At 64.6% G+C, this 13,240-nt stretch carries 13 protein-coding genes and 3 riboswitches; all 13 genes read right to left on the reverse strand.

Features of this window, described 5'->3' with window-relative positions; translation table 11 throughout:
• On the reverse strand, positions 1–1,617 hold the full coding sequence (locus tag CHB96_RS08670; protein WP_089245114.1) for an ABC transporter substrate-binding protein: 1,617 nt from the start codon (positions 1,615–1,617) through the stop codon (positions 1–3).
• A 76-nt stretch (positions 1,618–1,693) separates the two neighbouring features.
• Entirely contained in the window at positions 1,694–1,831 is a 138-nt protein-coding gene (locus CHB96_RS29630; protein ID WP_176444211.1) for a putative leader peptide, read from the reverse strand.
• Positions 1,832–1,835: 4 nt separating this feature from the next.
• Positions 1,836–1,948, reverse strand: a riboswitch (SAM riboswitch).
• A 52-nt stretch (positions 1,949–2,000) separates the two neighbouring features.
• The gene (locus tag CHB96_RS08675) at positions 2,001–3,497 is read right to left on the reverse strand and encodes an MFS transporter (RefSeq protein WP_371828993.1); all 1,497 of its coding nucleotides are present in this window, start codon (positions 3,495–3,497) and stop codon (positions 2,001–2,003) included.
• Positions 3,469–4,860 carry an NtaA/DmoA family FMN-dependent monooxygenase gene (locus CHB96_RS08680; RefSeq protein ID WP_089245116.1) on the reverse strand — a complete coding sequence of 464 codons (1,392 nt, stop codon included), beginning with the start codon at positions 4,858–4,860 and terminating at the stop codon, positions 3,469–3,471. Before CHB96_RS08680 ends, CHB96_RS08675 begins: the two co-directional genes overlap by 29 nt.
• A gap of 1 nt (position 4,861) precedes the next feature.
• Positions 4,862–5,890, reverse strand: a complete 1,029-nt coding sequence (locus CHB96_RS08685; RefSeq protein WP_089245118.1) for an LLM class flavin-dependent oxidoreductase — start codon at positions 5,888–5,890, stop codon at positions 4,862–4,864.
• Positions 5,887–6,954 (reverse strand): LLM class flavin-dependent oxidoreductase, encoded by a 1,068-nt coding sequence (locus CHB96_RS08690; protein WP_089245120.1) that lies wholly within the window; start codon positions 6,952–6,954, stop codon positions 5,887–5,889. Before CHB96_RS08690 ends, CHB96_RS08685 begins: the two co-directional genes overlap by 4 nt.
• The gene (locus CHB96_RS08695; RefSeq protein ID WP_217899933.1) at positions 6,951–7,463 is read right to left on the reverse strand and encodes a GNAT family N-acetyltransferase; all 513 of its coding nucleotides are present in this window, start codon (positions 7,461–7,463) and stop codon (positions 6,951–6,953) included. The genes CHB96_RS08690 and CHB96_RS08695 overlap by 4 nt, the downstream gene beginning before the upstream one ends.
• A gap of 6 nt (positions 7,464–7,469) precedes the next feature.
• A riboswitch (SAM riboswitch) is annotated at positions 7,470–7,565 on the reverse strand.
• A gap of 100 nt (positions 7,566–7,665) precedes the next feature.
• Complete coding sequence (locus tag CHB96_RS08700) at positions 7,666–8,805, reverse strand: FAD-dependent oxidoreductase (protein WP_089245124.1); 1,140 nt, start codon at positions 8,803–8,805, stop codon at positions 7,666–7,668.
• 7 nt (positions 8,806–8,812) lie between these two features.
• Positions 8,813–9,787 carry an ABC transporter substrate-binding protein gene (locus CHB96_RS08705; RefSeq protein ID WP_089245126.1) on the reverse strand — a complete coding sequence of 325 codons (975 nt, stop codon included), beginning with the start codon at positions 9,785–9,787 and terminating at the stop codon, positions 8,813–8,815.
• A 30-nt stretch (positions 9,788–9,817) separates the two neighbouring features.
• Entirely contained in the window at positions 9,818–10,600 is a 783-nt protein-coding gene (locus CHB96_RS08710) for an amino acid ABC transporter ATP-binding protein (protein ID WP_089245128.1), read from the reverse strand.
• On the reverse strand, positions 10,597–11,556 hold the full coding sequence (locus CHB96_RS08715; RefSeq protein ID WP_371828994.1) for an amino acid ABC transporter permease: 960 nt from the start codon (positions 11,554–11,556) through the stop codon (positions 10,597–10,599). Before CHB96_RS08715 ends, CHB96_RS08710 begins: the two co-directional genes overlap by 4 nt.
• Positions 11,557–11,633: 77 nt before the next feature.
• Positions 11,634–11,708 carry a putative leader peptide gene (locus tag CHB96_RS30380; RefSeq protein WP_371828998.1) on the reverse strand — a complete coding sequence of 25 codons (75 nt, stop codon included), beginning with the start codon at positions 11,706–11,708 and terminating at the stop codon, positions 11,634–11,636.
• A gap of 4 nt (positions 11,709–11,712) precedes the next feature.
• Positions 11,713–11,810: riboswitch (SAM riboswitch) on the reverse strand.
• A gap of 202 nt (positions 11,811–12,012) precedes the next feature.
• Positions 12,013–13,227 carry an amidohydrolase gene (locus CHB96_RS08720; protein WP_089245130.1) on the reverse strand — a complete coding sequence of 405 codons (1,215 nt, stop codon included), beginning with the start codon at positions 13,225–13,227 and terminating at the stop codon, positions 12,013–12,015.
• Positions 13,228–13,240 lie beyond the last annotated feature (13 nt).

A 13,240-nucleotide genomic window follows, 5' to 3' on the forward strand; every position in this document is an offset into this window, starting at 1 on the left:
TTACTGTCCGCTCAACCAGGTGTCGAAGAACTGCAGACGAGCCGAGGCCTCGAACTTCAGATCCTGCACGTTCGGTCCGGCGCCGATGGCCTGCGACAGCTCGATCGTCGGGATCCACAGTCCGTTGTCGAGGACCTGCTGCTGTGCGCGGCCGATGATCTCGCCCCGCTCGGTGGTGTCGGTGGTGGCGAGTTCCTCGGTCAGCGATGCGTCGAGGTCCGGAATCGGGCCACGCGCGTTGAGGTTTCGGCCGTCGACCGCGAACGACGTGCGCAGGATGTCACCGTCGGCGCGGGTGCTGTTGTAGTAGGTGGAGTCGTAATCCTTAGTGCCCTGACGCGTGGTCGCCTCCGGATTCGAGACGAGCTCGAGCTGAAGATCGACACCGACGTCGCGCAACTGCTGCTGCGTCAGTTCGAGGATTGCCTGGTTGCCTGCGAACACCGCGCTGAACATGACCTTGAAGCTGAGCTTCTGCCCGTCCTTCTCACGGATGCCGTCGGCGCCGGGAACCCAACCGGCCGCGTCGAGGATCGACTTGGCCTTCTCCGGGTCGTACGTGACGTCGGACAGTTCGGTGTAGCCGGGAGTCTTGCTGGCCAGCGTGCTGGTGGCCGGCTTGAAGTCCGGTCCGAGAACGGTGTCGACGAGCTCCTGACGGTTGATCGCCGGAACGAGCGCCTTGCGCACCTCGGGATCCTGCAGAACGCCGCGCGTGACGTTGGGCTGGATGCCGAACGGCGTACCGGGATTCGACGTCGTCAGAATCTGGCCGCCGGTGGCCTCGATCTGCGGCGCATCCTGCGGGAGTGCATCACTGATCGCGTCGAGCTGATTCGAGGAGAGGCTGCCCGTCCGCACGCCCGATTCGGGGACGACGGTGAACTCGATGGTGTCGAGGTAGGCCTCGCCGTCGTGCGCGAACACGTCGGAGCCCCAGCTGTATCCGGTGCGCTTGGCGAGCGTCACGGATTTGTCCTGCTGGTAGTCGGCGTACGTGAACGGTCCACTACCGATGTTGCTGCCGTCGCAGCGTGCTTCTGCAGGCTTCGCGACGGTGTCGAGCGACTGCAGCCCGAGCTGCGCCGTCGACGTGGCCTGCAGGAACTGAGCATTGGGCCCGTTGAAGTCGATGCGCGCCGTCAGCGGGTCGACGACGGTCGTGCCCTCGTACCCGGACAGGTAGCTGCCTCCCAGCGGGGACTTGGCGGTGGTGAGCACGTTGACGATCGAGTCGAAGTTGGCCTTCACGGCCTCGGCGTTCACCGGGGTGCCGTCGCTGAACGTCACGCCGTCCTTCAACGTGAACGTGAACGACGATGCGTCGGGCGAGACGTCCCAGCTCTCGGCGAGCCAGGGAGTGATCTCCCCGGTTTCGGGATCCTGGTCGGTGAGCGAGTCGACGACCTGACGCACGACGTAGATGGTCTGGTTGGTGCCGGACTGCGCAGGATCGGAGCACGTCGGCGCACCGGACAGGCCGTAGCGCAGCGTTCCGCCCGCCTGGGGCTCACCTGCGTCGGCGCTGGTGGACGGGGAACTGCCGCCGCACGCGGTCAGAAGAACACTGGCGGCAGCAAGTGCGCCGACTCCCGCCAGAACGGTACGTGAAGACACGCGGGTACTCCGGATCTCGAGACGCGAGAAGACCCACGGAACGTGGATCTCTCGACTGTGAAGGGGTGAAGAGAGCTCAGCCGAGAAAACGGCTGCGACAGATCGAGCCGGTCAGACGGCACAGATCCACGTGAATACGTCCCCAAGCGGTGACGAAACCTTCGCCGAGCGCAAGAGCGCTCAGCGTGACATGACCCCCGGTCACGGTGTGCATCGGTCCTCCATCGTTCCCGGCGGTAGCACCCGCTCCCGAAGATTCGGCATGACCGAAACCCGCGGGGGGTTGCTGCGACGTCGTAGAGCCAGGTCTCTCGGTCGCTCTGGATGGTTTCGCTGGCGAGTCTACGACCTTCGGAACCGGTTTCGCCAATTGGGGTCGATTCCTACCGACTTGCTGGGGAATGTGCAGGATTCGTCTCCCGACCGCGCCTGCGGCTGTCTGCCACCGCGCATCCGAGCGAGCCCAGCAACATCAGTCCGCTGACGCCGAGCCCCAGTCCGGCAGCACGGCCGAAGTCGGTGCCGTCGTCCGCGAGAACACCCAGATAGATGCCGGGAACCGCGGCGAGCGAGATCGTCGCCGACAGTCGTTGCGACAATTGAAGGAACCCGACAGCCACACCGTTCGCACCGGGCGGCGAGTACTCGAGAGTCATCCCGCGATTCGGTGCGTCGACGAATCCGCTGGCCAGACCCGACAGCGCGGCGAGAACGACGAATGCAGGCACCGTGGCCTCGCGTGGAAGGTAAGCGATGACGGTGATGTAGCCGGCGACGACGAACAACTCCAACACGATCGCGCCGACGACCGCTGTGCGACCGAGGCGTGCCACGATGCGCCACCCGAACGCGGACGTGACCGCCATCAGCAGCGAACTGCCGACCATGACGAGTGCAGCCTGCAGCGCCGGGAATCCCAACCCCTCGATGAGATACAGACTCAACACCGCCTGCAACGCCAGAACTGCGCCGAACCAGAACATCGCGACCGCGGTGCCGAGCGTGTAGCCGCGGGCCGCGATGAGATCCGGCAGCAACACCGGAATGCCGCCTTGCGCAGCGAAACGTCGCTCCCAGAACCAGAACCCGACGAGGGTTCCGATGGATGCCAGAACGAGGAGCGTCGAGACGATCCCGCCGAGCGAGGACACCATCGGCAGCAACAGCAGCAGCGTCGCGACGCCGAGCGCGATCAGCCCGACGACGTCGATGCTCGCCCCCGACCGTCGCGCCTGGTCCTTCCTCAGTACGAAGAACGCGACTGTCAGCGTCACCACCGCGAACGGGACGTTCAGCAGCAGAAGAAGGCGCCAGCCGATGTCGTCGTCGGCGATGCCGAGGACCGTGCCACCGAGCAACGGGCCGACCAACCCGGCGAGACCACCCGCTGTGCTGTACACGCCCAACGCTCGTGCTCGTTCACGCCCGCTGTATCGGTCGGTGATGATCCCCAGCACCTGCGAGCTGACGGTGCCCGCGCCGATCCCCTGCCCGAGTCGTGCTGCCACGATCATCCACGGTTCGGCCGCGAATGCGCCGATCAAGCCCATCACCGAGAACAGACTCAAACCGAACAAGAACAGTCGACGACGACCGATCACGTCCCCCAGACGTCCGGCAGGCACGAGCGCCAAGCCGAACGTGAGCGAGTAGCTCGCGAGAATCCACTGCACCTCGGAGGTTCCGGCATCGAGCGACGACCGAATCGCCGGTACACCGATGCTCAGAACCGCCGAGTCGAGAAGCGTCGTGAATCCTGCTGCCGCGCAGACGAAGACGTCCTTGCGTGAGATGTCCTTGCGCGAGATGTCCTTGCGTGAGATGTCTCTGCGTGACGCGTTCTGGGTGTGATCAGCCTGCAGCGCTGCTATCGCTCTCACCGGACTTCCTGTGCGTCAACGGCGGACGCAACCCCAGATGCCCGCGCAATGTCGTCGACGTGTACTCGGTCCGATAGGCACCGCGCTCCTGCAGCTCGGGCACGAGCCAGTCGACGATCTCGTCGAGACCGCCGGGCACGATGTACGGCGAGATGTTGAACCCGTCCGTCGCGCCTTCGCGGACCCACCGGGTCAGCTCGTCGGCGACTTGGCCTGGCGTGCCTGCGAATCCGGAACGTGCGGTCGTCTCGATGGCCACCTCACGAAGCGACAGGTTCTTCGCCTCGGCGAGAGCGCGCCACTCACGTGCCAATTCGACGGGATCCTTGCCGTCGCGGAATGCGCCGCGCGTAGCGGAAATCGGCGCAGGCACCGGATCGTCGGCGGGCAGAGGACCGTCGGGATCGAGATCGGAGAGGTCGCGTCCCCACACGAGACCGATCAGCGACAGCGCGGTCGGACCGGTGAACTGGCCCTCGCGGACCCACCGTTCCTTCTCCTCGACCTCTTTCTCGTTCTCGGCCAACACGATCTGCGTGCCGGGGAGAATCTTGATGTCGTCCTCGGGTCGACCGGCCCTGACCAGGCGCTTCCTGATGTCGTTGGCGAACGTCAGCGCCTCCTCGAAATGCGTTCCGTGACGGGAGAAGATGACGTCGGCGTTGGCGGCCGCGAAATCGCGGCCCTGCGGCGAATCACCGGCCTGGAAGATGACCGGATGCCCCTGCGCGCTGCGCGGCAGGGTCGCGTCGAGCTCGATGTCGAACTGCGACGTGGTCGTCGAAAGACGCTGCACTGCATCCTTTTCGGACCACAGTTCGCTGTCGCGCGACGACGCGATCGCGTCGTCCGCCCAGGAATCCCAGATCGCCCGTGCGGTCTGGATGAACTGGCCTGCCCTCTCGTACCGCAGTTCGTGCTCGAGGAATCCGCCGCGACGGAAGTTCTCCCCCGTCCACGCATTGTCGGTCGTGACCGCGTTCCATCCGGCCCGGCCGTCGGACAGGATGTCGAGGCCGGCTAAACGACGTGCGAGGTCACCCGGCTCGTTGTAGGTGGTGTTTTGGGTCGCGACCAATCCGATGCGATCGGTGATGCCCGCCAGCGCCGCGAGCTGGGCGATCGCGTCGGGACGCCCCGCGATGTCGAGGTCCAGGATCTTGCCCTGCTGCTCGCGCAGTCGCAGACCTTCGCCGAGGAAGAACGCGTCGAACAGGCCACGTTCGGCCGTCGTGATCATCCTGCGGAACGTCTCGAAGTCGATCTGCGAGCCGCTCTGCGGATCGGACCAGATGGTGGTGTGGTTGACGCCCTGGAAGAAGACACCGAAGTGAACGTGGGCGTCCGGTCGGAGGACAGTCATGTCAGACCCTCTCGTAACGGTTGGCCGGGCGGGCAAGACCGAGGTTGGCACGGAACGTCGAACCCGCGACCGGCCTGTGGGCGAGTCCCGCCTGCAGCAGTTCGGGTAGCACGTAGCGGCTCAGCACGGGGACGTCCTCGTCGACGACCGTCGGGAACAGGCGAACGCCATCAGCTGTCGACGCAAGCTCGGTGAGTAGGTCCACGAACCCCGCGGCGGAACCCGAATACGCGACGCGTCCCGACGCGGGTGCGCTACCGAGGCCGTCCGCACGTTCGGCTGCAGATTCACTCGCGGTGTCGAGCGTGACATCGATCTCGACGAAAGTGAGCCCCTCCGAGCGCGATTCGGGTGCCTGCTGGACGAGCACGACGTCGACGAGGTCACGCTCGCTCTCGGTACCGAACACGACGAGCTGGCCCTGCGGCGGGCGCGGCACGATCGCCGGACCCTTCACCGTGAACGACTCACCCTCGAAATCCACGTAGTGCAGCTTGTCCCGATCGAGGAAACGCCCACTCGCGTAGTGCCGGATGACGGCGTCGTCCTCCCACGAATCCCACAGTGCGCGGGCGACACTGATCGAATCGCGTTGTTCGCGATCGCGGTTCGCGTCGGTGGTCACCTCGGGGCGGCCCCACGCCCTGGCTGCTGCCGGATCCGAGACGCGCGTAGGAATCCATCCGGCACGCCCGCGAGACGAGTAGTCGAGCGTCGCCAGTTGCGACGACGTGTGAAACGGCTCGGCGTACGTCGTACCGACGACGGGGACCAACCCGATCGTCGACGTCGTGGCGGCGACGAACGACGCGCGAGCAACAGCGTCGACCCTGGCCCTGATGTCGCCCGCCGGTGGGACGATGGAGTCGTCGAACGTCGCGAAGGTGAAGCCTGCATTCTCCGCAGCAGCGACGCGTCGCGACAACGTCTTGCCGCTCAGCGCCTGGTTCGGCGCATGATTCGCGCGTCGCCAGGCTTGTGGATGACTTCCCTCCCCGTCCAACTCGATTCCCACGGCGAAAATGTTCATACCAGAACCTCTTTCGATGTCGTGCCTGCCAGGGGCCTACTGGGGATTCGCTCGCGCACTACCGGTGCAACATCGGACTGGAACAGTTCGAGACTACGGACCTGCTGACGAGGTGGGATGCCGTCGGCGTCGGCACTGAGGTGGATGACCTCGTGCCCGAACTTCTCGTGGTAGCGGCCGATCTTGTCGATCACCTGAGCGGGGCTGCCGATCAGCGCTGAGCTGCGCTCGACGAGATCCTCGATGGAGTCGAAGACGACCGGGATACCGGCGCTGCGCTGCGCGGCCAACCGTGCCTCGAACGTGAATCGATATGCGGCAACGGCTTCCTGCGACGTCGCTGCGACATGGAACCCGGCGGTGCCCGCACCGACGAGCGCATCCTCGGGGCGACGGCCGTGGAACTCCCACCGCTCACGGTAGTGGCGGATCAGTTCGGCGTAGGGCTCGGGCGGATTGGAGACGTTGGCGGAGAAGATCGGATCTCCGTGCTGTGCAGCGAGATCGACCGATGCCATGCTCGTCGCACTGCCGTGCCAGATTCGGATTCGGTTCTGCAGTGGCCGCGGAAGAGCTTTCGCGTCGACGAGCGACGGTCGGAACTTGCCGGACCACGTCACCCTGTCGCTGTTCCACAGCGCCCGAAACAGTTCGTAGCCTTCACGGTTGCGATCCCACTGATCGTCGGGTGTCACGTGAAACAATTCGGCCTGAGCAGTGCCGTTACCCTTACCGATGATGAGTTCGAGGCGCCCACCGGACAGATTGTCGAGCGTCGAATAGTCCTCGAACGCACGCACCGGGTCGAGCAGGCTGAGTGTCGTTACGGCGGTGAACAATCCGATCGTCGACGTACGAGCGGCGATGTTGCTCAACACGACCGGCGGCGACGACGAGATGAACGGATCCTCGTGGCGCTCCCCCACGGCGAAACCGTCGTACCCCAGTTCTTCGGCGAGTACCGCGGTGTCCGTCACCTCCCGCAGACGCTCCGCGGGGCTCTTCTTCTCACCCGAGATGGGATCGGGGCGGTGCGAGACCAGGCTCATCAGCAGAAACTTCATGCTGCGCCCTCACAGACCAACAGCTTCTCGAACGGGTGCGGGCCGACGTCTTCCGCCGGAATCGACTGGTCGTACAGCGGTGTGTAGCCGGTGGACAGGTACAGCGCGACGGCTTCCGGTTGGCGCCACCCCGTCGTCAGATAGATGCGGGTGTACCCGACCCGTGCCGCGATACGTTCCAGTTCGGCGACGACGAGCTTGCCCAGCCCACGTTTGCGGTGCGTCGACGCGGTCCAGATGCGCTTGAGTTCTGCGGTGGTGTCGTCGTACTGCCGGAACGCGCCACCCGCCACCGGCTCACCGTCGGAAATGGCGACGACGAGAGCACCACCCGGCGGGGCGAATTCCTCGGCCGGATACGCGCGGAGTTCGCTGTACTGCTCACCTGGGGATCGGCCGTACCGCGTCGCATACTCGAGCGCGAGTTCCTCGATCAGCGGCGCGGCCAGCGGGTCGTTCTGGTGAACAGCCACGAACTGAAGCGGGGCAAGCTCTTTCGACGTAGTCACTTCTTTCCTCCATCGGTCCTGGCGGGAGCACCCGCACGCGCTGGGCGTGGTGGTTGCTGCGACGTCGTCGAGCCAAGGTCTCTCGGTCGCTCTGGATGGGTGTGTTTCAGTTGTACGAACCGGGAACGAGGTTATTCCATTCCCGATCGATAGGAAATTTTCGTTCGAGCGCCCGGTACCCGGGAGCGAGGGCGGCATTCGGTTACTTCAAGTGACCGAATGTCACATTCGCTCCGGCGGGCGTGGCTCCGGCGCGTGTGGCTCCGGCGCGTGTGGAGGTGGGGCGCGTGAACCGGTAGACCTCGGGTGCGACGCCGCCGTCGACGAGGTCGGCGACCAACTCGCCGATCGCGGGAGCGAACTTGAATCCGTGCCCGGAGAAGCCGCCTGCGACGGTCAGGTTCCCGGTCCGATCGACGACGAAATTCGAGTCGGGTGTGCACGTGTAGAGGCAGGTCAGCGGGTCCGCCGAGTCCGCGTCGACGCCGGGGAGCCAGGCCCTCGCGTAGTCCTTCAACCGTTCGACACCGTCGGGTGTCGGCGTGAAGTCACGTGTATCGGGGTGGACGACCGGGCCCGTTGCGTGTTCGCCGATCTTGACGCCCTCCTCGCCGAGAAGTCCGTAGATTCCTTCGGTCCGCAGTTCGGCGCCGGGATGGTGGATGAAGCTCGGCCAGTCGGCGTCGACCGTCGGGAGGAAGTGCGCGGGCTGTTCCTGAGTGGTCACCAACGACGGCAGGTCCACATGCGCACCGACGAGTGTCGACGTCCATGCGCCTGCCGCGACGACGATGTGATCGGCGCTGTAGGTCGTCGTGTCGGTCGATACTTCCGTCGCACGAATCTCGCGTACGGCGCTGCCGTAGTCGACGGTCGCACCCGCGGCCTGCGCGGCGTCGGTGAACGCAGCGACACTGCGGTCGGCATGCAGCCGCCCGGCGTCGGGGTGGTACAGCACTGTTGTGTCGAATCTCAGCCCTGGCCAGCGCTTTTCGGCCTCCGCCGGGGACAGCACCTCGCTACGCAAGCCGCCACGGGCCAACGCGTCGACCCGCGGGGTCACGGTACCGGGCAACCCGTGATCGACGGCGCCCGTGAGCGTGAGAAGTTCTGTGTTCGTGCTCTTTTCGAGCTCACGCCACAAGGTGTAGGCGCGGGACGCGAGCTGGACGTGGTAGTCGTCGGCGTACGCGTGTCGGAAGATTCGAGACGATCCGTGCGAGGCACCGTTCTTGTGCCCGGGGCCGAACTGCTCGAGGAGTGTGACGGCGTGACCTCGCGAGGCGAGTACCCACGCCGACGCCGCTCCGATGACACCGCCGCCGACGACTACTACGTTCATGGACTGATTATCCAGCCTTACGGGGCAGGCCCTGCGGGTTGACGACAGACTCGGTGACGACCTCGTCCTTCAGTCCCCAACGATCGATGACCTTCTGGTAGTCGCCGTTCTCGATGGCGTGGTTGATCGCTTCCTGGATCGCGACGATCAGACCGTTGTCCTTCTTGGTCGTCACTGCGATCTCACCCTGCAATGCGTCGCCTGCGCCGGAGACGGTTCCGATGATCTTGCTGTCACCGCTGGTCGCAGCGTGGTACACCGCGCTGGGGTTGGGGCCGACGTAGCCGTCGATACGACCCGACGACAGCGCCAGGTAGTAGTCGGACGTGTTCTGGTAGTAGGCGATCTCGGCAGGCGCCAGACCGTCGGCGATGTTGGCCTCGTTCCATTCCACGAGCAGCTGCTCCTGGTTGGTGCCGGAGCCGACGCCGATCTTCTTGCCCGCGATGTCCTGACGTCCGTTCACCACCCAGTCGGTGTCCTTCTGCGTCTCGAACGCGAGGTTGTCGAGGCGGTAGGTGGCGAAGTCGTACTTGTCCTTACGCTCCTCTGTCACAGTGACATTGGAGATGAAGACGTCGTTCTCGCCGGAGTCGATCTTGACGAAGTTCTGCGCCCAGTCGGCGACGGTGATCTCCGGCTTCAGGCCGAGGATGTCGGCAACGAGGATGCCGAAGTCGACCTCGGATCCGACGACGGTGGTGTCGTCGGTCGCGTAGAAGCGAAGCGGCGGGGCCGTGCCGCTGGTGCCCGCGATGGTGAGCACACCGCTGTCGCGGATTGCTTGCGGCACCTTGGCTGCGATCTCGTCGACCTTGTCGGCGTGGACACGCGTGGACTGCTCGGGCGAGAGATCGAACGTCTGACCGCTCTCGGTGACGACCTCGGATTCCGCGGTCGGCTCACTGCACGCAGTGAGGGTCAGGGCCGCGACGGAGAGAGCAGACGCGAGGACGACGAGTCCCCGGTTGAATCTGGGCATGGCTGTTCCTTGTTTCTGTGTGTGAAGGGTCTAGAGGACGTGCGCGAGAAACTCTTTGGTGCGCGCTTCCGTTGGGTTGTCGAGAAGTTCAGAGGGAGAGCCCTGTTCGACGATCTGGCCGCCGTCCATGAACACGACGGTGTCGGCCACCTCTTTCGCGAACCCGACTTCGTGCGTGACGATGACGAGCGTGGCACCTTCGCGGGCGAGACCTCGAATGACCTCGAGAACCTCGCCGACGAGTTCGGGATCGAGCGCCGACGTCGGCTCGTCGAACAGAATCACTTTGGGCTGCAACGCAAGTGCTCGCGCGATGGCGACGCGTTGTTGCTGACCACCGGACAGGCGTCGGGGATAGTCGTGTGCCTTGTCTTTCAATCCGACGCGTTCGAGCAACGCGAGCGCCTCGGGTTCGACGTCGGTGCGCTTGCGCTTCTGCGCCGAAATCGGCGCTTCGATGACGTTCTCCAGAACCGTCAGATGCGGGAAGAGGTTGAAGTTCTGGAACACGAAGCCGATCTGGGAGCGCTGGCGCAGGATCTCCTTGTTGCTGAGCTCGTGGAGTTTGCTGCCCTTGCGCTTGTAGCCGACGAGGTCGCCGTCCACGCGGACCGTGCCCTGATCCACCTTCTCGAGGTGATTCAGACTGCGCAGCAGCGTCGACTTACCCGACCCGGAGGGACCGATGATGACGGTGACCTCACCGGGGCGGACGACGAGGTCGACGCCCTTGAGCACTTCGAGTGGGCCGTAGGACTTGTGGACGCCGCGTACTTCGACGGCGTACTTCGAGTTGACCGGTGCCGCGGTCATCGGGTGGCTCCCCGAGGTGCGAGGGTGATCTCGGCCAACTTCTTCTTTATCTTCTGGACAGGAGTCAGCGGGATCGTCCGCACTGCACCCTTGGCGTAATGGCGTTCGACGTAGAACTGCACGACCGAGAGAACCGACGTCAGGATGATGTACCAGACCGTCGCGACCATGAGCAGAGGAACGACGCGCCCGTTACGTCCGTAGATGACCTGGACCTGGTAGAAGAGTTCCGCGATGGCCATGACGGACACGATCGACGTGCCCTTGAAGAGGCTGATGACCTCGTTGGCAGCGTTCGGGAGAATGCCGCGCATCGCCTGAGGCAAGATGATCTTGAAGAACTCGCGACGCTTCGGGATACCCAGTGCTGCAGCAGCTTCCAACTGTCCCTGATCGACGGAGATGATGCCGGCACGGACGATCTCCGCAGAGTACGCGGCCTGATGCAGCGCAAGTCCGATGATGGCTGCCGTCGAGCCACTGATCACGTTGTTGACGTTGAACTCGAAGAACGCGGGTCCGAACGGAATGCCTAGTGTCAGAGTCTGATACAGGTACGCGATGTTGAACCAGAACAGCAACTGCACGATCAACGGAATCGACCGGAACGCCCAGATGTAGAACCACGAAATGATCTGCAGCACGGGATTGTTCGACAACCGCGCTACCGCGAGTGCGATCCCGATCGCAAAGCCGATCAGCGTGCCCCAGAAGGTGAGCTGAATGGTCAGCCACAGCGCGGACATGACCGACGCTGCGGTGAAGTACTGGGCGAACGTCCCCCAGTCCCATCCCGGGTTGGTCGCGAGTCCGTGCGCGAACTGCGCGACCAGAACGAGCACCACGATGCTCACTACCCAGCGCCAGGGATGCCATTTCTTCGCGACGACGAGCTGCTCGTCGTCGAGATGGTCGCCTGCGTCGTCGGCGGTATGCCGAGTGTCCAGTTGAGTCACCGGAACCACCGGCGATGCGTACGCATGAGAGATCGAGCCTACTTCCGAGAATGTCAGGGGTGTGGGGTGCGCGGAGGTCAGCTGCCTGTACAGGTACAGGTCGCGATCCGGCACAGGTCGACGTGCAGCCGACGCCACGTATCGCACTTCATGCTTCCTCCATCGGTCCTGGCGGTAGCACCCACACCTTCCGTGAGGAAGGGGGTTGCTGCGACGTCGTAGAGCCAAGGTCTCTCGGTCGCTCTGGATGGTGAGGAGAATGTATGCGGCCGGTAGTAGAACCGTCAAGTCTGCGCGAACGATTTTTGTTGCAGGGCTTGATGATCGACTTGAAATCACAGTGATTTCAACCCTTGCGCGATGCGCCCCGGTGGATCAGCCCAGGTGCTCACCATTTCGCCAGACGCACGCCGATTCGCTAGTAAACAGACGTGCACCTGACGACATGGTGAGCACCTATCGGAGCCGGGCGGGCTGAACGACCCCAGCAAGCGCTCGAAGCGCCACCGCCGTCAGGGCACGCACCCCGGTCTCGATCGCGACATCCGGGTTCGGCGCATACCAGGGGCTGTGACCGTTCGGTGCAGGAGTCCTGTCGGCGACCTCCTCGGCGAGGCCCGTACCGAAGTACCAGTAGACCGACGGCACACCGAAACTCGTACCGAACTCACCGAAATCCTCGGAACCCGTGACGGGTTCGACGACGGTGAAGTTCTCGGCACCGAACTCGCCCTCCAACGCCGAACGCACGACCTCGTAGGTCGCAATGTCGTTGACGTTCAACGGAAACCGGACGATGTGTTCGAACTCCGGCTCCGCCTGCAGACCGCTCGCACGAGCCTCGGCGTTCACGATCCGCTTGACCGCCTCCTCGATCAGCGAGCGCACCTCCTCGGTGAACGAGCGCGCATTCACAGTGAACGTCAACTCGTCGGGCAGGATGTTGCTGACCGTGCCGGCATGGATGGTGCCCACCGATACCACCGCAGTCTCGTTCGGTGGAACCTCCCTGGACACGATGGTCTGCAGACGTAGAACGATCGCGGCGGCCAGCACGATCAGGTCGACCGTCTTGTGCGGACCCGCCGCATGGCCACCGTCGCCGCGCAGCGTCACCTTCCACGTGTCGGCCGCAGCCTGCAGGACAGCAGGACGCGATCCGACGGTGCCCGGTGCGACAGCTCCACTCGCATGCTGACCGAGCACCACGTCGGGCGCCGGATGGTCGGCGAAGATCCCCGACGCGATCTGAGCCCTCGCACCGGAACCGACTTCCTCGGCGGGCTGGAAGATCGCCACCACGGTCCCCGACCACGTGGCACGCTCGGCGATCAACCGGTCGATCGTGCCGATCAACGACGTGATGTGCACGTCGTGACCACAGGCATGCATCGCATCGGTCTCGCTCGCATAGGCAACACCGGTCTGCTCGGCGATCGGCAACGCATCGATGTCGGCACGCAGCGCGACGACGGGCCCGTCACCGTTGCGCAGCGTTCCGACGACGCCGGTCACCGTCTCCGACGTCGTCACCTCGAGCCCTCGCTCACGCAGCAGCGCCGCGATGGTCGCCGTCGTGCGATGTTCCTCGAACGCGACCTCGGGGTACTTGTGGAAATCCTCGTACAGCGCACGGAGCGGAGAAGTGCGTACCGCGGCGAGAGTGGTCATGTTGTCTCCTTCG

It is taken from the genome of Rhodococcoides kyotonense, from assembly GCF_900188125.1.
In the GTDB taxonomy this organism is placed as follows: Bacteria; Actinomycetota; Actinomycetes; order Mycobacteriales; family Mycobacteriaceae; genus Rhodococcoides; species Rhodococcoides kyotonense.